Source organism: Nitrospirota bacterium, from assembly GCA_040754395.1.
Classification (GTDB): domain Bacteria; phylum Nitrospirota; class Thermodesulfovibrionia; order Thermodesulfovibrionales; family SM23-35; genus JBFMCL01.
The window spans coordinates 22004-41286 of sequence record JBFMCL010000024.1; the positions used below are offsets into that span (position 1 = coordinate 22004).

Below are 19283 nucleotides of genomic sequence, written 5' to 3' on the forward strand. Positions count from 1 at the left end.
AGTTCCCTGACTGCATGAACATATTTCCCCTTTTTTCCGCGTTCCGGAGAAAGCTGAAATGCTTCCCTGTGCGAAAGTAGCTCAGAGGAGACTGTTACGTGAAGAAGGATCTAATAAATGGGAAACCTTTCACAGAGCGAATCAACTCTTTTTGCGAGTTCGTGTATTGCCTGCGCGTCTTTGTTGCGTGAAATTACAGAAGCGATTATATCGGCGATTTCGACCATCTCGGTTTCTCCCATCCTCCTTGTGGTAACGCAGGGTGTCCCAAGCCGTATCCCGCTGGTGACGGTCGCAGACCTCTCATCATATGGTATGACATTCTTGTTGACGGTGATTCTTGCATTCCCGAGCGCTTCTTCCGCTTCTTTTCCGGTGATACCTCTGTTTGTCATATCAATGAGCATCAGATGGTTATCCGTGCCTCCGGAAATGACCCTGAAGCCTCTGCTGATCATTTCCTCAGCAAGTTTTTTCGCATTTTTCACGACCTTTGCCTGATATTCCCTGAATGTCTCACTGAGGGCCTCTTTCAGAGCGACCGCCTTAGCTGCAATAACATGCACCAGAGGTCCGCCCTGTATCCCGGGAAATATCATCTTGTCGATCGCCTTTGCATACTCTGCCCTGCACATGATCATCCCGCCCCTTGGCCCCCTGAGGGTCTTGTGCGTGGTCGTAGTGACAAAATCGGCGTACGGAACCGGAGAAGGGTGCAGGCCTGCGGCAATGATCCCGGCGATATGGGCAATATCAGCCATGAGGTACGCGCCGCACTCTTTTGCAATTTCAGCGCATGTCTTGAAATCAATGATCCTCGAGTAGGCGCTTGCTCCGACGAGTAGCATCCTTGGCTTATTTTCAAGGGCGAGCCGCCTGACCTCGTCATAATCAATATATCCGGAGTCCCTGTTTACCCCATATGCGATGGTATTGTAAAGAACCCCTGAAAAATTCACGGATGCGCCGTGTGAGAGGTGCCCTCCATGGCTCAGACTCATGCTGAGTATGGGGTCTCCGGGCTTCAGCACCGCAAAAAAAACTGCCATATTTGCCTGGGAACCGGAGTGGGGCTGTACATTCACATGTTCAGCACCGAAGAGTTCCTTTGCCCTCTGCACGGCAAGCGTTTCCACGATGTCGGCATATTCACAGCCTCCGTAATATCTTCTGCCGGGATATCCTTCTGCATATTTGTTGGTGAAAACAGAGCCCTGAACCTCAAGTACGGCAGGACTCGCATAGTTTTCCGATGCGATCAGGACAATATTGTTTCGTTCCCGGTCGATTTCCTTCTGCAGCGCGTCGTATATTTCCGGATCAGTCGTTTTAAGGTTTTCCAGCCTCATGGTTTTTTAACCGTTCCTCTATGTGAGATATTTTATCAAGCCTTCTGCAGTGCCTGTCCCCTTCAAAAGGGGTGTTGACCCAGGTAGTGACAATTTCTTTGGCAAGGTCCTTTCCGACCACCCTTCCTCCCAGAACGAGGATATTGGCGTCATTGTGGAGCCTGCTCATTTTAGCGGTGAAAAGTTCATTGCACAGGGAAGCCCTGATGCCGGGAAACTTGTTCGCTACGATTGACATTCCTATGCCGGTGCCGCAGATCAGGATTCCCCGCTGTATTCTGCCGGAGGAGACTGCTTCGGAGACTTTCTCGCCAAAATCAGGATAATCTACCGACTCAGGGGTGTCTGTTCCGAAATCAGTGCATTCAATATTGAGGCCGGACAAAAGAGCTATCAATTCTTTTTTGAGTTCGATTCCAGCATGATCACAGCCGATTGCGATTGTCATTTCGGTATTTACTTAATAGGGTTCATTAATATTATCCGAGAGATTGTGGCGAAGTCAAGAAGCGTCTCGTTCTGTCCTGAATACTTATCTGTCTTTTTTCTGGATCCTTGGAAACAGGGCAGGCCCTTTATTGACAAGGGTTCCCGGTGTGAGTCTGCCCCATTCCCGTTCTGCATGGAGCAGGGTCCCTGCCAGTTCGTCCTTGATATTCAGCTGTTTCCATATCCTGTCTGCAGTGGACGGCATGAAGGGGGAGAGAAATATCGCAATGATCCTTAGTGTCTCGGCAAGTGCATAAAGCACTCCTGAAAGTTTCATCTCCCTGCCTTCCTTCCACAGGATCCACGGAGCTTCATCCTCGATCAGTTTATTCGCCTCATTGACCGTGAGCCAGATCCGGTCCAGGGCATGGCCAAACGAGAGTTTTTCTATTGAACGGTCGAATTCTGCATAGATATTTTCTGCAAGGTTCTTGAGCTGGATCTCCCTGGAAAAATCGGTTTCGCTATCAGAGGTATACGGGGGAGGGAAGGGAATCTTTCCTTCACAATACTTCTCGATCATGGTCAGTGTTCTGCTCAGGAGATTTCCGAGATCGTTGGCGAGTTCAGTATTGAATCTGTTGATTAATGCCTGATCGGAAAAATCTCCGTCCAGCCCGAACGGGACTTCCCGGAAAAGAAAATACCTGAAAGGATCCGCTCCGTATTCATCGACCACCTTGCCCGGATCAACGACGTTTCGGAATGACTTGGACATCTTTTTCCCTTCGACTGTCCACCATCCGTGGGCGAAGATATTTCTGGGGAGAGGCATTTCAAGCGCCATCAGCATTGCAGACCAGTAGATCGCATGAGTCGTCAGAATGTCTTTCCCGATAAGATGGTGGTCCGGCGGCCACCAGTAATCCGGCGGAAGTTTCCTCTCCTGAAGGGATTTCGGGGCAAGGTACTGGGTTGCCGAATAATAGTTCAGAAGCGCATCGAACCAGACATAGGTGACAAAACCGTTGTCGAAAGGCAGTGGTATCCCCCAGGAAAGCCTGTGCCTTGGCCTTGAGATGCAGAGGTCTCCGAGCACGTTGTTCTTCAGGAAGCCGAGCACCTCGTTTTTTCTTGTCTCAGGAGAGATAAATGACGGGTTCTCCTCAATATATCTGATGAGTTTCTCCTGATACTTTGACATCAGGAAGAAAAAATTTTCTTCCGAGATCTGGTCCACATGTCTTTTGCAGTCAGGACATTTGCCTTCGATAACCTCTTTTTCGGTCCAGAACCGCTCATCAGGCACGCAGTACCATCCGGAATAGAGTCTTTTTTCTATTTCTCCTTTTTCGTACAGCTTTCCCAGTATTGACTGCACTGTGCTGATATGTTCAGGATCTGTTGTGCGGATGAATGCATCGTTGCTGATATCGAGTTTTTGCCAGAGCCTGCGGTAATTTGCAACCATGGCGTCCGCATGTTCTTTTGGTTTCAGTGCCTTTTCCTGTGCAGCCTTCTCCACTTTCTGGCCATGCTCGTCTGTTCCCGTGAGGAAAAACACATCTTTTCCCTTCAGTCTGTTGTACCTTGCGAGAATATCTGCAGCAATGGTCGTGTATGCGTGTCCGATATGGGGAACGTCGTTCACATAATAGATAGGTGTCGTGACATAGAACAGGCGGTTCACTTACTGCGGGTCCTTTTTCTGTTGCGCTTTTTTCCTGCGTTTTTTCATATACCAGCGCCTGCTTTTTTCCTTTTTCCGTGATTTCGGGGTTTGCTGCCCCTCCCGGGAGGCACCGCTGCGGGCGGTTACCGGTTGCGCAGCAGGTTCAGGTGTTTCTGCGGGAGCCTCGCTTGAGGCAACAACGAATTCGCCCGTTTCTTCTTCAGTCACTGCAAGGGTCTCCTCGCCCGGCAGGGCAGTGTCTTCCGCAAATGCTTCAGAATACTCAAATCCCAAACAACACATGAGTCTTCCGCACGCCCCGGACAGCTTGCCTGTATTCAGTACGAGTTCCTGTTTTTTTGCCATCTTGATCGAAATGGGTTCAAATGAAGTGAGGAACCGGGTGCAGCAGAGCTCTCTTCCGCAGATGCCGATGTTCCCGATTATCCTTGCCCCATCCCTTACCCCAATCTGTCTCATCTCAATCCTGGTCTTGAATTTTGACGCAAGGTCCTTTACGAGCTCCCTGAAGTCGATCCTTTTTTCTGCAGTGAAATAGAAAATGATGCGCCTCTTGTCAAGGGTTGCCTCTGTGCAGATGAGTTTCATGGGGAGGCCGCGCGCCATAATCCGTTCGATGCAGTTTTCCCTTGCTTCATTTTCGAGTTTCCTGTTTTCCTCCTTCTGGAGGAAATCCTCTTCCGTTGCCTTGCGGATAATGATTTTCAGTTTTTTCTCGGGGTCTTCTGCGGGATGGCGTTCTGTCACGACCCTGCCTATGTTTATGCCGAGTTCAGATTCCACGACCACGTAATCTCCCTTGGTCACCTCAATCCCGTCGACTGCGAATTCGTAGATCTTTCCACAGGGTTTAAAGCGCACTCCTACCGCATCAGGCATTGATATCATCCATTGTTGTCCTCAGCAGGGCACCTGAATAGTTCCATGTGAGGGATTTGTTCAGATTAAAGAATAAATACCCTTTCAAGACATGAAGCCTTTGGTAACTTTCTATTATAACCTTTATATCGAGAGAACTGCTTAACTTATGCAAATATTCCCTTAGGTCGATATTGATAAGCGCGGAATCACGTCCCATTTTTGCAAATACCATGTCCCGGAGGAAGATGAACAGCATCTCAAACCACCGTTCCATTTCCTCACGGGATGCCCAGCCGTCTTTTTCCGTATGGAGCATGTCCCTGAAGAGTTGCAGGAACCAATCCCTTTCTTCAAGGATATCGCCCGAAATCACTCTGCCCGGTCTTCCCATTGAGAGACGCATCAGCAGAGCCAGGCGTTCGCCGTCAGGAGCTGGCTGTGTGCGGGGAGATTTCCTGCCTTTCTGCCCGGGGGATTTCCGGCTGTCTGCTGCCTGCTGACTGAAAGCCCTTTCTATTACGTGGCCGCAGTCTTCATGTGAAAGCGGGGAGAAATTGATCCGTGAACACCGGGATCTGATAGTGTCCGGCAGGCTGTCGGGGTTTGAGGTGACGAGAATTATCAGGCTGTCGTCGGGAGGTTCCTCGAGCGTTTTCAGAAAGGCATTTGCCGCAAACTGGTTCATGGCATCTGCATCATCAACAATGACAACCTTATATCTTCCTTCAAGCGCTTTCAGAGAAAGCCTGTCATCAACAGCCCGGATTTCCTCAATCCTTATCCTGCCACCTTCCGGGGCGATAAAAAGGAAGTCGGGATGTGTGCCTGAATCGATTTTTCTGCATGAGGAACAGACGTCGCACGAATCAGATTCCAAGGTTGCTGTTCCCTGTCCGGGGGTGAGGCAGTTCAATGCCTTTGCAAGACTGACGGCTGTCAGTTTCTTCCCGATGCCGGATTCACCCGCAAAGAGATAGGAAGAGGGGAGCCTGCCTCTCCCGATGGTCTTACGAAGGATCTGGACAGCCCTGTCTTGCCCTATAATGTCGTGCAATGCCATAACGTTTAAGAAATCTATAATTCCCAGCTGTCTTTGCAGCGGGAGAGAACATCCAGTGAGAGAATATTTTTGAAATTATACCCTTGCAGAAAAGATATTGACAAGGGCAGGAAACTGCGGGGGTATCGTTGGGTTAATTAAACTATCGGAGCATTGTTTCAGCACTGACTCCTTCATCGAGGATGATGATCTCGACACGGCGGTTCTGCTGTCTGCCTGCTTCCGTCTCATTACCTGCTACAGGGAATTGTATCCCATAGCCCTTTGCAGTGATTCTTTCCGCGGCAATGCCCTTTTCTGTTAATGCATTTCTCACTGCATTTGCCCTCATCTGGGAAAGCTCAAGGTTGAATGCTTCACTGCCTGCGCTGTCGGTGAACCCTTCGACAAGGACATTGCGTTTCGGATTTTTCTTCAGAAATTCTGCAAGGGTATCAATCGTCCGCATCGCACCTGACATTAACTCCGCTTTTTTTGTTTCAAAGAGGATATACCCAAGGGTCAGCACTACCCCCCTGTCTTCCTGTCTGGCTTTCAGTGCCACAAGTTCATTTTCCAGTTGTTTGGGGGCATCTCCGGCTTTTTCCGCTTTTGCGCGCGCTATTTCTGCCTCAAGCCTTTTGGCTTCAGCTGCTTTTTTTGTCATCTCAAGTTCCCGCGCCTTTGCATCAGCCTCCTTTTTTGCATGATCCGCTTCCCGCGCCTTTATACGGGCCTCTTCTCTCGCCCGTTCCAGTTCAGCGGCTTTTGCTTCGGCTTCCTGTCTCGCTTTTTCCGCCTGGATCGCCAGGAACTCGGCCTCTTCCTTTGCACGCTGAATCTCACGCAGTTTTGCTTCAGCCTCCTGTTTCAGACGGTCAGCTTCCTGTGCTTGTGCCACGGTGATATCCGCTGACGTTCTGCTTTCAAACAAACGGGCTTCACGCTCAATATTTTCTTTCTGTATGATCAGCTCTTCCTCAGCTTTTTGCGCGATCTTTTGTTCCGCTTCTGCAACCGCTATCCAGGATCTTCTCTCCGCAATGTAGGCAAGATGTTCGATCTCGTCAGAGTCTTTGGCCTGTTCGGCTTTTTTCAGTGCCTGGGAAGCTTCATGCATGGACACGGGAGCGATTTTCGCTATCTCCGGATTTGCCCGGGCCTGTTCATATGCGGAGCGTGCACGTGCAAGGGCTGCGTTTTTTTCAGGAGCTGATGCGCAGCCGGTGAGCAGGAACGCTGAGATGATAAGTATTACTCCAAACACCAATAACAGACTGGTATTCGCTGCACGGGACGGGTTAACAATGTTGTTCATAGTTTTTCTCCCTGGGTAGCTTTTTCATCAGAAATTCATCAGTAGCCTGTATGGTCTGAGACTATCCTGACTATTCTGCCATGTAGTTCACCTATGCTTCCGGTGGCGTCGATAATTTTAATCCTTCCGGGTTCTTCTGCGGCGAGACGGCGATATCCGGCTCTCACCTTTTCATGAAACGCTGCGTCCTCCAGCTCAAACCTGTCTGCCTTGTTGATGTCCCTGTTCCTCATCAATCCTGTTTCCACATCGATGTCAAGGAGAAGGGTGATGCCGGGTCTCATTCTCCCTGTAGCGATGCAGTCAATTGCATCGAGAAGCTGCAAATCAATGCCCCTTCCATACCCCTGATACGCAATTGTGGAGTCTGTGAACCTGTCACTTATGACCAGGGCACCTCTGTTGAGTGCAGGGTTGATGATTTCTCCGATATGCTGTGAGCGCGAAGCATTGTAGAGGAGAAGCTCCGTAACCGGCAGCATTTCTTTGTGTTCGACGGAAAGAAGGAGTTTCCTTATCCCGAGCCCGATTCCGGTACCACCGGGCTCTGCGGTCAGGACGACATCCAACCCTCTCCCCCTGAAATATTCGTAAAGGAGTTTCGCCTGGGTCGACTTGCCTGTCCCCTCTATCCCTTCGAATGTTATGAAAGCGCCCTTCATATGGGATGTCCTTCAATCTTACCTGCGTGTCTGAAGCAGAGCTTCCTTCAGTTCGACCAGTATCCTGAACACCTTTTCCGCTTCTTCCGTACTCCTTGATCCTGTGCCGCATGAAGGAGTCAGCAGTATCTGAGATCGCAGGAGGTCGGCCGGGATTGAGCGGGACAATGTTTCAATTCCCTGATCGAAGCGTTCCTTTATCGTTCCGGTGTCTTCGACCCGTATCAGTTCAGTTGTCGGAACAATGCCCCATGCAAGGTATCCCCCGCGTTTCAGAAACCCGGTGAATTCCGAGGGGAAGAGCGAGATCGTTTCGAGGTAGTCATATGCGTCGAAACTGATAATGTGTGCACCGCTGCCAATTACCAGGGGCCAGTCGGCCTTGCTGCAGCAGTGAATGCCGGAAATGGCGCCGGATTCCATGACCGTATCTGCTGTCTCCTTCAAAAGCCTCAATGCCTCGTCAGCGGCTACCCCGAGATACCCGGAACTGCCGAGCGCGGAAAGTATGGGCTCATCTATGAATATGATTACCTGATCGGCATGTGACTGCAATGCTTTTACCTGCCACCTTATCTTTGCCTTGAGCACCATCAGGGCGATTTCCCGGAGTTCTTCATCAAAATACAGGAGTTTTCCGCCGGAGTCTTTGATTCCAAGGGTAAAGGTGAGAGGTCCTGTAACATGTCCCTTAAGGAACGCAAAACGGCTGCCCTGAACAGACCTGATGAATGCGTGAAAACCCTGTGCATATGCATCAGACACAGGGAGCAGGAGGTCGTCAGTATAGGTATCATAAAATTTTGTCAGCTCATCACCGTCTTTCTCTATCCAGGCTGTTTCCCGTTTTTCGTCGATCCTGAGGCATGGCATGCCTTCTGAATACTGGGGTATCATCAGTTCACGGAATGACAGGCATGGGAACTGGGGCCAGAACGGAATATCGAATGTTTCAAGGATGAGCCTGCAGGCCTTTTCAGTGTCTGTATGAGGCAGACTGCCGATGCCTGTTGTGGTAAACGGAGCAAACATGCTACATGATACTCCATCCACAAGTTCCCAAGTCAATAGGAAATGACATCAGCAGAAAAGAAAACCACGCAAAATGGCCGGGATTTTTTTGTGAGTATTGCGGCTAATACCCGCTGCAGATGCAAGGGGTATTAGCCTCGAAGGGATATCTGCCCTGCGGATATGCGAGGCATCCGCATAGCAGGGTGATTATTTGCTCTTTCTTCTCTGGAACTTTGTCTTTTTCCTGAGTTTTTTGTGTTTGTGTTTGCTCATTTTTTTCTTACGCCATTTTTTTACGTTGCCCACACATGTACCTCCTCGTCTCTAATATGAAAGAATTCAGTAATCAGTAGGCAGCACAAATGCGATTCAGTGCTTTCTGTTTACTGTAATCTGTTTGCTGAACTCTTTTGCCTGATCCAGGAACGCCTCAAGCTGTATCTCTGTCGCGGGCGACTCCGTCCCGTCATACGGGATACTTATGCAGGGAATGCCGTAATCCCTGCCCACTCCTCTCAAGAGGGCGGTTACTATTGTGCCGGGCATGCAGCCGAACGGCATGGCATTAATAATACCCGATGCCCCTTTTTCTATCAGGTCAATGCTTTTCCCGATGCTCAGGATAGTTTCACCCTCAAAGGAGCTGTGGAGATATGGAGAAGCCTTATCGATAATCTCCCTTGTCTCGGGCTCCTTCAGCGTTTGCAGGAAACCATGAAAATATTTTGCAAACCTGTGTTCTATCCTTTTCTGGAAGAATCTCTTCAGGAAAAAACTAATAATAGCAGACTTCTCCTTTTTTAACAATGCCTTCTTCAGGCCCACAAGATTGACATAATAAATCCATTCTTCTACCGGTGCGAGCCAGACCTCTCCGCCGAGCGCTTCGACTTTTTTCACAAGGTCTTCATTCGAAAACCTGTGGGAACGGACGAATATCTCGCCGATGATGCCGATTAGGGGCTTTCTCTCCCTGTATCTCGGAAGGTTCTCAAAGTCACGCCTTATTTCCCTGAGCGTCTCTTCAAGGGACCCGTTATTGTCAGATTTCAACAGCTGGTACACTTTTCTGAAATAGCGTTCGTATAATGCATCCGCAGCGCCCTGCTCTTGTTCGTATGGTCTTGTTTCGTGGAGGCATTTCTGTAGCAGTTCGAAGGAGATAATGCCTTTCCATGCGTGCATGGTGAAGTCTTTTCCGACAATTCCAAGGTCTTTGTAGAAGGTGGTATCCTGATTCGGGGAGAATATCGGTACATCAGGATATCCCAGACTGTCGAGAACGAACCTGTGGAAGACATTATATTGACCGAATCTGCAGGGACCGGTGCCTGACGGCATGAAGAAAGCGCTTTTCCCCGGGATGAAATCCGCTGCCATAGCTTTTTTCAACATGTCACCCGTGGTAACAGTGCAGGGATAGCATTCCTTGCCGGAAACGTATTTCCTTCCTATATCTGTGGTTGTTTTGTCAGATTCGGGAAGGATCTCGGCATCCACCCCGCAACGCTGAAAGGCTGCTGCAAGGGCAAATGCATGGTCTGACATCCGCGGGATGAAGATCGTACGTTCCGCGTGATTTGTAACGGGCACAGAAGCGGGGGGAACTGTACACGGATCAGGTGCAAACGCCTGCTCGCTCCCCTGTTTCCCGTATTCGGCACGCTGGTTTTCCACGCTGTCCATGAACGCTTCGCACCTTGTTATCGCTCCCGCATCGGCACTGTGTTCATCTATCTCGATATGGAGAAAAGGCTTTTTCCCCATTTCCTTCTTGAAGAATTTCAATATGAAAGAATCGGGCCCGCACAGAAAATTGCCAATGTAGATGGCATACAGATTGGCATGTTCGCGGACATATCTTGCGGCCTTCAGGATACGCTGTCCCGACCGCCAGTACATATTCGGCCATTCGCGCTCTATTGCATAATTCTCGATCGGGAGAAAATCATAGGGAATGGAGAGGATATCGAGATCGGCAAGTTTTTTGGGTATTTCAAGGTTAACCCCGCTGTCAAGGGAATTGTATGCCCTGCCGATGATTACAATGGTGCTGTCTTTGACTTCTGACAGTATTTCGGCTCCCTTTGTCTTTATGGCATTATTGAATTCGTCCTGTGCAGGGTAGGCGCTTTCGATTGCCTTTGAGATACGGGATTTTTTTATTCCGAAACTTTTCAAGGCAGCGGCAAGCTGATCAATAAGGAATTTTCTGCCGCGTCTCATATTTATTACCGGTTTGAGCAGCCTGATTCCCTGGAATGCGACTTCTGAGATATAGGGAATCGTTTGTGTGTAGGGGCATGCAAGACCTCTCTCCATCCTGTCTTCAGGCGTGTTGAGATTCACAAAGCTCGGCAGGAATATAGCATCAACGTTTTTGTCCAGCAGATGCTGGATATGTCCATGTGCAACCTTCACAGGGAAGCAGGCTTCGGAAAGCACCCGCTCAAGGCCAAGATTGACAATCTGTCTGTTTGTTTTTGGGGATACTTCCACACAGAAACCCAGTTCCCAAAGAAGCGTCGTCCAGAAGGGAAGATAATCGTGAAGGTAAAAAATATAAGGAATGCCGATTACCGGTTTGCGCGATTGAGCGGACGGCTCTGATCCATTGCCCTTTCCCGGATGCTCTTTGCCGGAGGAGGAATGTTCTTCCGGACTAAGGCTGCCGTCTGCTGCTTTTCTTTCGAGATGTTCTTTCCATAGCATCTCTTCCCTGAAAAGGAAGAGGTCCGGCTTTCCTGACGGTTTTTTCTTCCTCACATCGTATTTTTCACATCGTCCGCCGTAAAAGAGGAAACCGCCTTCCCCGGCAATCTTAACCCTGTTGATCTCACAGACATTCGGACAGCCTTTGCATTCAAATGAGGATATCTCGTACGGGCGTTTCGATAGTTCGAATCCCTTGAATGTTGTAGCGGACGCACACTGGTGTGTGTCCTGCCCGTTGCCCGATGATTCCCGGATTCCCATGTGTCTTTTCGCTATCAACGCCATGCCGATCGCTCCGGTGACGTCATGGTGGGGAGGGACAGTTATTTTTTTGTCAAGATATTTTTCGAATGCAGCAACAACGGATTTGTTGAAGGCAACCCCGCCCTGAAAAAATATATTGCTGCCGATATGCTTTCCGGCAACAACCCGGTTGATATAGTTCTGTACAATCGAATATGCAAGACCTGCAAGAAGGTCATTCCTGTCGGCTCCTTTCTGCAGATTTGCCATCAGGGAATTTTCCATGAATACCGTGCACCTTTCACCCAGCCTGCAGGGATGCTTCGCAGAGAGCGCAGACTCCTCAAATTCGCCTTTGACCGAGATGTTAAGCTTCTCGGCCTGTTCCTCAAGAAAAGATCCTGTTCCGGCTGCACAGGCCTTGTTCATTTCAAAGTCAATGATTACCCCGTTTTTCAGGGATATGAACTTTGAGTCCTGTCCCCCGATTTCGAATATGGTATCAACTTCCCTGTCGATAAAGGCTGCTGCGGTGGCCTGGGCAGTGATCTCGTTTTTGACAATGTCTGCCCCCACATAATCGGCGATCATATATCTGCCGGACCCGGTTGTTCCGACGCCCATAATCTCAACACGTTCCCCCACCTCTTCCTCTATCTCTGAAAGGCCCTGCATGACGGCTTCTATGGGCCGTCCTGATGTCATGAGATACCGCTTTGCAAGGAGTCTTCCTTCTTCATCAATGACCGCAAGATTTGTGCTTATGGACCCTATATCTATACCGAGATAGGCCCTGGTCCGTTCGGAATTGAGGGGATCTGTTTCATGGATCCGGCCAACCGACATTTCCCGGCTGGCTGATGATGCATTATTGCCGAGCGGCGGATACCCCTCATTAAGAGGCCGGTACGATTTCAGGAATTCCTCTATTCGTGAAATGTCAAAATGCTGCTGAGTTTTTTCCTGAATATTTTTTAATGCGGCGCCGATTGCGCCCATTAAGGCATGATCTTCCGGAACAAGAAGTTCATGAAGTCCGAGTATTTCTCTGAATGCACGCACCATTCCCTTATTTGCCGCCACTCCTCCCTGGAATGATACAGGAGGAACCAGGAGCCTTCCTCTTGAAATGGAACCCTTGAAGTTTCTCGCAACAGCAAAACAAAGTCCTGCCACGATATCTTCAACAGGAGTTGCGATCTGCTGGAGGTGAATCATGTCGGATTTCGCAAACACACTGCATCTCCCTGCTATCCTGGGAGGTTTTTTCGACATGAGCGCAAGGTCGCTGAATTCTTCAATAGTAAGCTTCAACCGTTCTGCCTGCTGGTCAAGAAAGGAACCGGTTCCTGCAGCGCATACGGAATTCATGGAAAAGTCTTTTATCGAGCGCGTATCTTCGTCAAGGAGAATAAGCTTTGAATCTTCCCCACCCATTTCTATGATCGTCTTTATGTGCGGGAAAAGAACATGGGTCGAATATGCCTGGGCGACAATCTCATTCACCGGTTCTATGCCAAGAATGGACGCGACCAGTCTTCCGGCCGAACCGGTGACGGACAGAGAGCGGGTATTCGAGTCATGAAGATGAAATATTTCTGACTCTGCAACTTCTCTCAGGAGTTTGAGGGCAATGGCAATGGGATGCCCTTTATGTCTTTGGTAGCGGCTGTAAAGCTTGCTGCTTGCATCATCCAGAACAACAAGCTTTACACTGACCGAACCTGCATCCAGACCGATAAAGATCATTGCTGTTCCGATTTTTTAGCATTATACCATATACCCGGCATCTCATGAACCGGAAAGGACTTCAGCATCAGTAGATCCACGGGCAGATACGTGAAGGAACTTTTTCCCTGTAACGCCTGTAGCTTTCACCGAACCGGACCGAGAGTTCTCTCTCCTCGAGGGGAATGATGAAGGTAACCACTATGAAGAGATCCAGAAGAGTCAGAATGCCGACAGCAATCACGCCGGTCATGAGGAAAACACCCGAGAATATCAGGGTATGTGCTGAGTAAGTCGGGTGCCTTACACGCGAGAAGGGGCCTCTGGTCACAAGGTTTTCTCTGATCCTGTGCGAGATTTCCGGGACGCCGATAATGCCCCACAGTCCGAGAAGCTTTGCCGTCCATATGTGCAGAAGGGAGCCTGAAGCGAGGAAGAATATGCCGAGGATCTTCAGTGACACAGGCAACTCTGCATTTGTCTGAATCAGAAATTCTCTGTTCATATAAATGAGATACGCAACGGGTACCCAAGTGAAGAGAGGCATCATGTAGGTGAAAAACCCGATTCTTCTGAAAAAGCCCGGAAAAAAATGCACGGGGATCCAGAAAAGCGGAATGACAGGCCAGAACATAATCGTCATAATGGCGATGAGATCATTCATCGGGTTATCCTCTCCTGTGACAGGCGTATAAAATACAGGATACCATAATGATTCAAACAGGCGATATTTCCGGTATGCCATGTTCTGCAAGTAAAGAAAAAACACCGATATCCCGGCAGCAAAAGGTATTTCTGCCGGACAGCGTTGCGGAAAACTAAGAGGCGCCTGAAAGGAGCGGGTACCCCATCTCTTCACGCTGATTGAAGTACGCCCTTGCACACAGCCGGGCAAGATTCCTGACACGTGCAATATAGCCCGTTCTCTCGGTGACAGATATTGCTCCTCGTGCATCAAGCAGGTTGAAAGTATGCGAGCATTTCAGGCAAAACTCATACGACGGAAGTACCAGTCCGGCTTCATTCAGCCGGATGGATTCCTTCTCAAAAGATTCAAACTGTCTCATCAGAAGTTCGGTGTCTGCATAATCAAAATTGAACTTGGAGAATTCCACTTCTCCGGTATGGTGTATTTCACCGTATTTTATGCCTTTGCACCACTCGAGACTGTAAACGTTATCCACTTCCTGCAGATACATGGCGATTCTTTCAAGACCGTAGGTGAGTTCAAGGGATACCGGTTTCAGGTCTATGCCTCCGACCTGCTGGAAATAGGTGAACTGGGTAATTTCCATGCCGTCAAGCCAGACTTCCCAGCCAAGTCCCCAGGCCCCGAGTGTCGGTGATTCCCAGTCATCCTCGACAAACCTGATATCGTGTTTGAGAGGATCAATGCCAAGGTAGGAGATGCTTTCAAGATAGACCTCCTGGCTGTCAGGCGGGGATGGCTTCAGGATGACCTGATACTGATAATAATGCTGGAGCCTGTTCGGATTTTCTCCGTATCTGCCGTCTGTCGGCCTTCTTGAGGGCTCAACATATGCCACTTTCCATGGTTCCGGTCCAAGAACCCTGAAAAAAGTGGCGGGATGGAATGTCCCTGCGCCTACCTCAATATCATATGGCTGCAACAGAATGCAGCCCTTCTCGGACCAGAACTGATGGAGCTGCAAAATAAGATCCTGAAAATACATAGCACCTCCGGTAAAGTAAAAAATCATAAAAGAAGAAGTTGCAGTTTGTCAATCAGCCACCATGCAGCGGGGGACTTCTTCTTTTCAGAAAACCATCAGCCCGGGATTGTCACATTGGGCAGGATGAGAAGAAAGTATATCGATATGCTGCTTTTCTGAAGCGATGAAAGGCGCATCTTTTGTGGTATAATTTTCAGCAAATGCACAGGAAAATTCTCATGAGGGGCAATGAAGCGATCGCAGAGGCTGCAATCCGGGCTGGATGCCGCTTTTATGCAGGCTACCCGATAACTCCGCAGAACGAAATCCCGGAATATATGTCCCGCAGAATGCCTGAAATCGGCGGTGTGTTCATACAGGCCGAAAGTGAGGTGGCTGCGATTAATATGGTATACGGGGCTTCTGCTGCGGGTGCGAGAGCCATGACCTCATCGAGCAGCCCCGGCATAAGTCTTATGCAGGAGGCGATCTCATTTCTGGCGGGTGCGGAACTGCCGGCGGTTATCGTGAATATGCAGAGGGGAGGGCCCGGTCTCGGGAATATTTCCGGCAGCCAGTCAGACTATTTCCAGTCGGTGAAGGGAGGCGGGCACGGTGATTACCGGATGATCGTGTATGCACCAAACAGCCTTCAGGAACTTTGGGACCTTACCATGCTTGCGTTTGATAAGGCCGATGAATACAGAACTCCGGCAATGATTCTCGGAGACGGCATTATCGGCCAGATGATGGAACCATTCCATCAGCATCCGCATGTGCCGCCTGATCTTCCTGCAAAGAACTGGATTCTCGACGGGTGCAGGAACAGGCAGCCAAGGGTGATAAAAACCCTGTATATGGGAGACGGAGAACTGGAAATGAGGAACACCATTCTCCAGAGGAAATACAAGCTGATGAAAAGCAAAGAGGTCAGATGTGAAAGCTATTATGCCGATGACGCGGAATTCGTGATTGTTGCGTTCGGAATAGTTGCGCGGATTGCCCTTGCTGCGGTTAAGAGACTCAGGAGGGAGGGGGTCAAAGCGGGTCTTTTCAGACCGATTACGCTTTTCCCGTTTCCTGAAGAGGAGCTGTTTTTTCTTTCCGGAGAAAAGAGGCGTTTCATCACGATAGAAATGAACACCGGGCAGATGGTGGAGGATGTCAGGCTTGCAGTAAACGGAAGGTCAGAGGTAGAATTTTATGGCAGGGCAGGTGGCGCCCTTATAACACCTGAAGAGGTCGAGCAGATGGTAAGCATGGTAATAAGCCGGAGCCGGTATCGTGTTAATGAAGAATTCAACCACAGGGATGTTTAAGGTGAGTATCTTCTGTCAATATTGAAAAAAAGTTTTCTGTCTTTTTTCAACAGCAGATACCTTGACAAAAAGATTTTTCTCTGGTAATATTTCCACTTGCTGTGTAATCCAGCTTTCATAATTAAATAATTGTTTGGAGGTAAAGTGCCTACTATAGCACAACTGGTAAAAAACGGGCGTGAGAAGGTCAGGATCAAGACCAAAAGTCCGGCGCTGAGATCGTGTCCCCAGAAGAGAGGTGTCTGTGTCAGGGTGTATACCACAACACCGAAAAAGCCCAATTCCGCCTTAAGGAAGGTTGCAAGGGTCAGACTGATGAATGCTATGGAGGTTACCGCATACATTCCCGGAGTAGGTCATAATCTCCAGGAACATTCCATTGTGATGATAAGAGGTGGCAGAGTAAAGGATCTTCCCGGTGTACGGTATCACATCATCAGAGGAACTCTGGATTCCATGGGAGTTGCCGACAGGAGGCGGGGGAGATCAAAATACGGGGCAAAAAAGCCTAAATAAGAGAGAGTAATACATGCCAAGAAGAAGAGTTGCAGAAAAAAGAGATATTTTGCCTGATCCGAAATTCAACAGTAAAATCGTCAGCAAATTCATTAATGCCCTGATGGAGAGCGGAAAGAAATCCACTGCAGAGCAGATCTGCTATCGCGCGTTCGATATCCTGAAGCAGAAGACAGGCAACGATCCCCTTAAAGTATTCAAGACGGCTCTCGAAAATGCGAAACCTGTTCTGGAAGTCAAGCCGAGGAGAGTCGGCGGAGCAACATATCAGGTGCCTGTCGAGATCAGGCCTCACAGGCGTACGGCCCTTGCATTCAGGTGGATTATCAATTATTCAAGGGCAAGAAATGAAAAGACCATGCGGGAAAGGCTTGCAGGAGAGTTGCTGGATGCGTTTAACAATACGGGGTCTACGATCAAGAAAAAAGAAGATACCCACAAAATGGCAGATGCCAATAAGGCTTTTGCACATTATAGATGGTAGGAAGAATAGAGGAGAAAGGTTTTGTCAAGGTTTCAATTACAAAAGACGCGCAATATCGGCATTATGGCACATATCGATGCAGGGAAGACTACGACGACAGAACGTGTTCTCTACTATACAGGTGTAACCTATAAGATAGGAGAAGTCCATGACGGCACCGCTGTGATGGACTGGATGGTTCAGGAGCAGGAAAGAGGAATTACCATTACCTCTGCCGCTACCACATGCTACTGGAAGGATTGCAGAATCAATATTATAGATACACCCGGCCATGTTGATTTTACGATCGAGGTAGAAAGATCATTGCGGGTACTTGACGGTGCTGTTGCCGTATTCGATTCTGTTGCCGGCGTGGAACCACAATCAGAGACGGTCTGGCGGCAGGCGAATAAATATGGAGTTCCCCGCATCGCGTTTATGAATAAAATGGATAGGGTAGGTGCTGATTTCTTTATGAGTGTAAACAGCATGATTGAGCGTCTTGATGCAAATCCGGTTCCTGTCCAGATGCCTATTGGGGCCGAAGATACCTTCAGGGGCCTGGTCGATCTTGTCAGAATGAGGGCAATATACTATGACGATGAAACGCTTGGGGCAAACTATACAGAGGGTGACATCCCCGAAGAACTGCTCCCGAGTGCGCTCGAGCACAGAGAGAAGATGCTGGAGGCCCTGGCTGATGTAGATGACACTCTTATGGAGAAGTATCTTGGAAAAGAAGACATAAAGGATGATGAGATAACGGCTGTGTTAAGAAAAGGGACATTGGATCTGAAACTGACTCCTGTCCTCTGCGGTTCTGCATTCCGGAACAAGGGAGTGCAGCTGCTGCTCGACGGGATTATTGACTACCTGCCGTCCCCGACAGATATCCCGCCTGTTGTCGGGAAGATTCCCAGGAGCGATTCTGTCATTGTCAGGCATGCAGATGACAGTGAACCCTTCTCTGCCATTGCCTTCAAGGTCATGACTGACCCGTTTGTCGGGCAACTGACCTTTATCAGAGTCTATTCAGGCATGTTAAGCGCAGGTTCATACATATATAATTCGACGAAAGACAACAAGGAAAGAGTCGGCAGGATTCTGAAAATGCATGCAAACAAGCGTGAGGAAGTGAAGGAAGTGTCTGCCGGAGATATCGCTGCAGTAGTAGGACTGAAAAACACGCTTACCGGCGATACGCTCTGTGACGAAAAGAATCCTATTATTCTTGAGTCAATGGAGTTCCCTGAGCCGGTTATGTCGGTCGCGATTGAGCCGAAGACAAAAGCCGACCAGGAAAAGCTTTCACAGTCGCTGGCGAAGCTTGCCCAGGAAGACCCCTCATTCCGGGTCTCGTTCAATGAAGAGACGGGCCAGACCATCATATCCGGCATGGGAGAACTTCACCTCGAGATTATTGTTGACAGGCTTCTCAGGGAGTTCAAGGTCAGCGCAAATGTGGGAAAACCCCAGGTGGCATACAAGGAGACCATCAGGGGAGCGGCAAAGGCAGAGGGCAGATTTGTCAGGCAGTCGGGCGGACGCGGACAATTCGGTCATGTCTATATAGAGATAGAGCCACAGGAAGCTGGCAAGGGATTTGAATTTGAAAACAAAATCGTTGGCGGTGCAATTCCCCGTGAATATGTCCCTGCTGTGGAAAAGGGGCTCAAAGAAGCAGCTGACAGGGGAATTCTCGCGGGCTATCCTGTTGTTGATATTAAGGCCATACTTTATGACGGTTCATATCACGAGGTTGACTCCTCGGAAATGGCATTCAAGATTGCAGGGTCAATGGCTTTTAAAGATGCTGCAAAAAATGCCAGGCCGGTTCTTCTGGAACCCATTATGAGCATTGAGATTGTCACACCTGAAGAATACATGGGTGATGTGATCGGGGATCTTACCGCCCGTCGCGGCAGGATCCAGAATATTGAGAGAAGAGGGAATGTCCAGGTTATTAAAGGACTGTCCCCTTTGGCAGAAATGTTTGGCTATGCGACCGATCTGCGGTCGAAATCACAGGGAAGGGCTACGTATACAATGCAGTTTTCACATTATGATGAGGTTCCCAAGGGAGTCTCTGAGGGAATCATAGCAGTGGTGAGGGGCGAATAATGCCTTTGAAGAGGAGGAGGAAAAATGGCAAAGGCTAAGTTTGAGAGGGTAAAGCCTCATGCGAACATAGGGACGATAGGGCACGTAGACCACGGGAAGACGACATTGACATCGGCGATCACGAAGGTACTGGCGATGAA

17 protein-coding genes are annotated in these 19283 nt (G+C 49.1%); 5 read left to right on the forward strand and 12 right to left on the reverse strand.

All coding sequences use genetic code 11. The annotated features are described in order from the left end of the window. Nucleotides 1-110 precede the first annotated feature (110 nt). The 12 genes from glyA to AB1552_11750 all read right to left on the reverse strand — a co-directional run bounded on the left by glyA (nt 111) and on the right by AB1552_11750 (nt 14745). Nucleotides 111-1349, reverse strand: a complete 1239-nt coding sequence (glyA, locus tag AB1552_11695; GenBank protein ID MEW6054429.1) for a serine hydroxymethyltransferase — start codon at nt 1347-1349, stop codon at nt 111-113. Further along, nucleotides 1330-1797: a ribose 5-phosphate isomerase B gene (gene rpiB / locus AB1552_11700; protein ID MEW6054430.1), complete on the reverse strand. Its 468-nt coding sequence runs from the start codon at nt 1795-1797 to the stop codon at nt 1330-1332. Before rpiB ends, glyA begins: the two co-directional genes overlap by 20 nt. Before the next feature lie 84 nt (nt 1798-1881). Beyond that, nucleotides 1882-3468: a methionine--tRNA ligase gene (gene metG / locus AB1552_11705; GenBank protein ID MEW6054431.1), complete on the reverse strand. Its 1587-nt coding sequence runs from the start codon at nt 3466-3468 to the stop codon at nt 1882-1884. Continuing rightward, the gene (ricT, locus tag AB1552_11710) at nt 3469-4350 is read right to left on the reverse strand and encodes a regulatory iron-sulfur-containing complex subunit RicT (GenBank protein ID MEW6054432.1); all 882 of its coding nucleotides are present in this window, start codon (nt 4348-4350) and stop codon (nt 3469-3471) included. Beyond that, nucleotides 4343-5392 (reverse strand): DNA polymerase III subunit delta', encoded by a 1050-nt coding sequence (holB, locus tag AB1552_11715; protein ID MEW6054433.1) that lies wholly within the window; start codon nt 5390-5392, stop codon nt 4343-4345. The genes ricT and holB overlap by 8 nt, the downstream gene beginning before the upstream one ends. A 142-nt stretch (nt 5393-5534) precedes the next feature. Beyond that, nucleotides 5535-6689 (reverse strand): OmpA family protein, encoded by a 1155-nt coding sequence (locus AB1552_11720; protein MEW6054434.1) that lies wholly within the window; start codon nt 6687-6689, stop codon nt 5535-5537. A gap of 38 nt (nt 6690-6727) precedes the next feature. Further along, complete coding sequence (gene tmk, locus AB1552_11725) at nt 6728-7351, reverse strand: dTMP kinase (GenBank protein MEW6054435.1); 624 nt, start codon at nt 7349-7351, stop codon at nt 6728-6730. An 18-nt stretch (nt 7352-7369) separates the two neighbouring features. Next, on the reverse strand, nt 7370-8383 hold the full coding sequence (locus tag AB1552_11730) for a hypothetical protein (GenBank protein ID MEW6054436.1): 1014 nt from the start codon (nt 8381-8383) through the stop codon (nt 7370-7372). A gap of 189 nt (nt 8384-8572) precedes the next feature. Continuing rightward, nucleotides 8573-8671 carry an AURKAIP1/COX24 domain-containing protein gene (locus tag AB1552_11735; protein MEW6054437.1) on the reverse strand — a complete coding sequence of 33 codons (99 nt, stop codon included), beginning with the start codon at nt 8669-8671 and terminating at the stop codon, nt 8573-8575. A gap of 63 nt (nt 8672-8734) precedes the next feature. After that, nucleotides 8735-13072 carry an acyl-CoA dehydratase activase gene (locus tag AB1552_11740; GenBank protein ID MEW6054438.1) on the reverse strand — a complete coding sequence of 1446 codons (4338 nt, stop codon included), beginning with the start codon at nt 13070-13072 and terminating at the stop codon, nt 8735-8737. Nucleotides 13073-13139: 67 nt separating this feature from the next. Beyond that, complete coding sequence (locus AB1552_11745; protein MEW6054439.1) at nt 13140-13715, reverse strand: isoprenylcysteine carboxylmethyltransferase family protein; 576 nt, start codon at nt 13713-13715, stop codon at nt 13140-13142. A gap of 154 nt (nt 13716-13869) precedes the next feature. Then, a complete protein-coding gene (locus AB1552_11750; GenBank protein ID MEW6054440.1) occupies nt 13870-14745 on the reverse strand; it encodes a glycine--tRNA ligase subunit alpha in 876 nt (291 codons plus the stop codon). A gap of 200 nt (nt 14746-14945) precedes the next feature. On the opposite strand from AB1552_11750, the gene AB1552_11755 reads away from it, so the two are divergent. From AB1552_11755 to AB1552_11775, 5 genes are all read left to right on the forward strand, one after another. Further along, nucleotides 14946-16043, forward strand: coding sequence for a 3-methyl-2-oxobutanoate dehydrogenase subunit VorB (locus tag AB1552_11755; GenBank protein MEW6054441.1), 1098 nt, complete (start codon nt 14946-14948; stop codon nt 16041-16043). A gap of 144 nt (nt 16044-16187) precedes the next feature. Beyond that, nucleotides 16188-16559, forward strand: coding sequence for a 30S ribosomal protein S12 (gene rpsL, locus AB1552_11760; GenBank protein ID MEW6054442.1), 372 nt, complete (start codon nt 16188-16190; stop codon nt 16557-16559). A 13-nt stretch (nt 16560-16572) separates the two neighbouring features. Then, nucleotides 16573-17043: a 30S ribosomal protein S7 gene (rpsG, locus tag AB1552_11765; protein ID MEW6054443.1), complete on the forward strand. Its 471-nt coding sequence runs from the start codon at nt 16573-16575 to the stop codon at nt 17041-17043. 21 nt (nt 17044-17064) lie between these two features. Continuing rightward, on the forward strand, nt 17065-19143 hold the full coding sequence (gene fusA / locus AB1552_11770; GenBank protein ID MEW6054444.1) for an elongation factor G: 2079 nt from the start codon (nt 17065-17067) through the stop codon (nt 19141-19143). Nucleotides 19144-19167: 24 nt separating this feature from the next. Beyond that, the coding region (locus AB1552_11775; GenBank protein ID MEW6054445.1) for a GTP-binding protein at nt 19168-19283 on the forward strand (116 nt) is incomplete at its 3' end.

Bases quoted from the DNA above. Each gene is read 5' to 3' on its own strand.
- glyA (MEW6054429.1), bottom strand. From the start codon at position 1,349: ATGAGGCTGGAAAACCTTAAAACGACTGATCCGGAAATATACGACGCG.
- rpiB (MEW6054430.1), bottom strand. From the start codon at position 1,797: ATGACAATCGCAATCGGCTGTGATCATGCTGGAATCGAACTCAAAAAA.
- ricT (MEW6054432.1), bottom strand. From the start codon at position 4,350: ATGCCTGATGCGGTAGGAGTGCGCTTTAAACCCTGTGGAAAGATCTAC.
- holB (MEW6054433.1), bottom strand. From the start codon at position 5,392: ATGGCATTGCACGACATTATAGGGCAAGACAGGGCTGTCCAGATCCTT.
- AB1552_11720 (MEW6054434.1), bottom strand. From the start codon at position 6,689: ATGAACAACATTGTTAACCCGTCCCGTGCAGCGAATACCAGTCTGTTA.
- tmk (MEW6054435.1), bottom strand. From the start codon at position 7,351: ATGAAGGGCGCTTTCATAACATTCGAAGGGATAGAGGGGACAGGCAAG.
- AB1552_11730 (MEW6054436.1), bottom strand. From the start codon at position 8,383: ATGTTTGCTCCGTTTACCACAACAGGCATCGGCAGTCTGCCTCATACA.
- AB1552_11740 (MEW6054438.1), bottom strand. From the start codon at position 13,072: ATGATCTTTATCGGTCTGGATGCAGGTTCGGTCAGTGTAAAGCTTGTT.
- AB1552_11745 (MEW6054439.1), bottom strand. From the start codon at position 13,715: ATGAATGATCTCATCGCCATTATGACGATTATGTTCTGGCCTGTCATT.
- AB1552_11750 (MEW6054440.1), bottom strand. From the start codon at position 14,745: ATGTATTTTCAGGATCTTATTTTGCAGCTCCATCAGTTCTGGTCCGAG.
- AB1552_11755 (MEW6054441.1), top strand. From the start codon at position 14,946: ATGCACAGGAAAATTCTCATGAGGGGCAATGAAGCGATCGCAGAGGCT.
- rpsG (MEW6054443.1), top strand. From the start codon at position 16,573: ATGCCAAGAAGAAGAGTTGCAGAAAAAAGAGATATTTTGCCTGATCCG.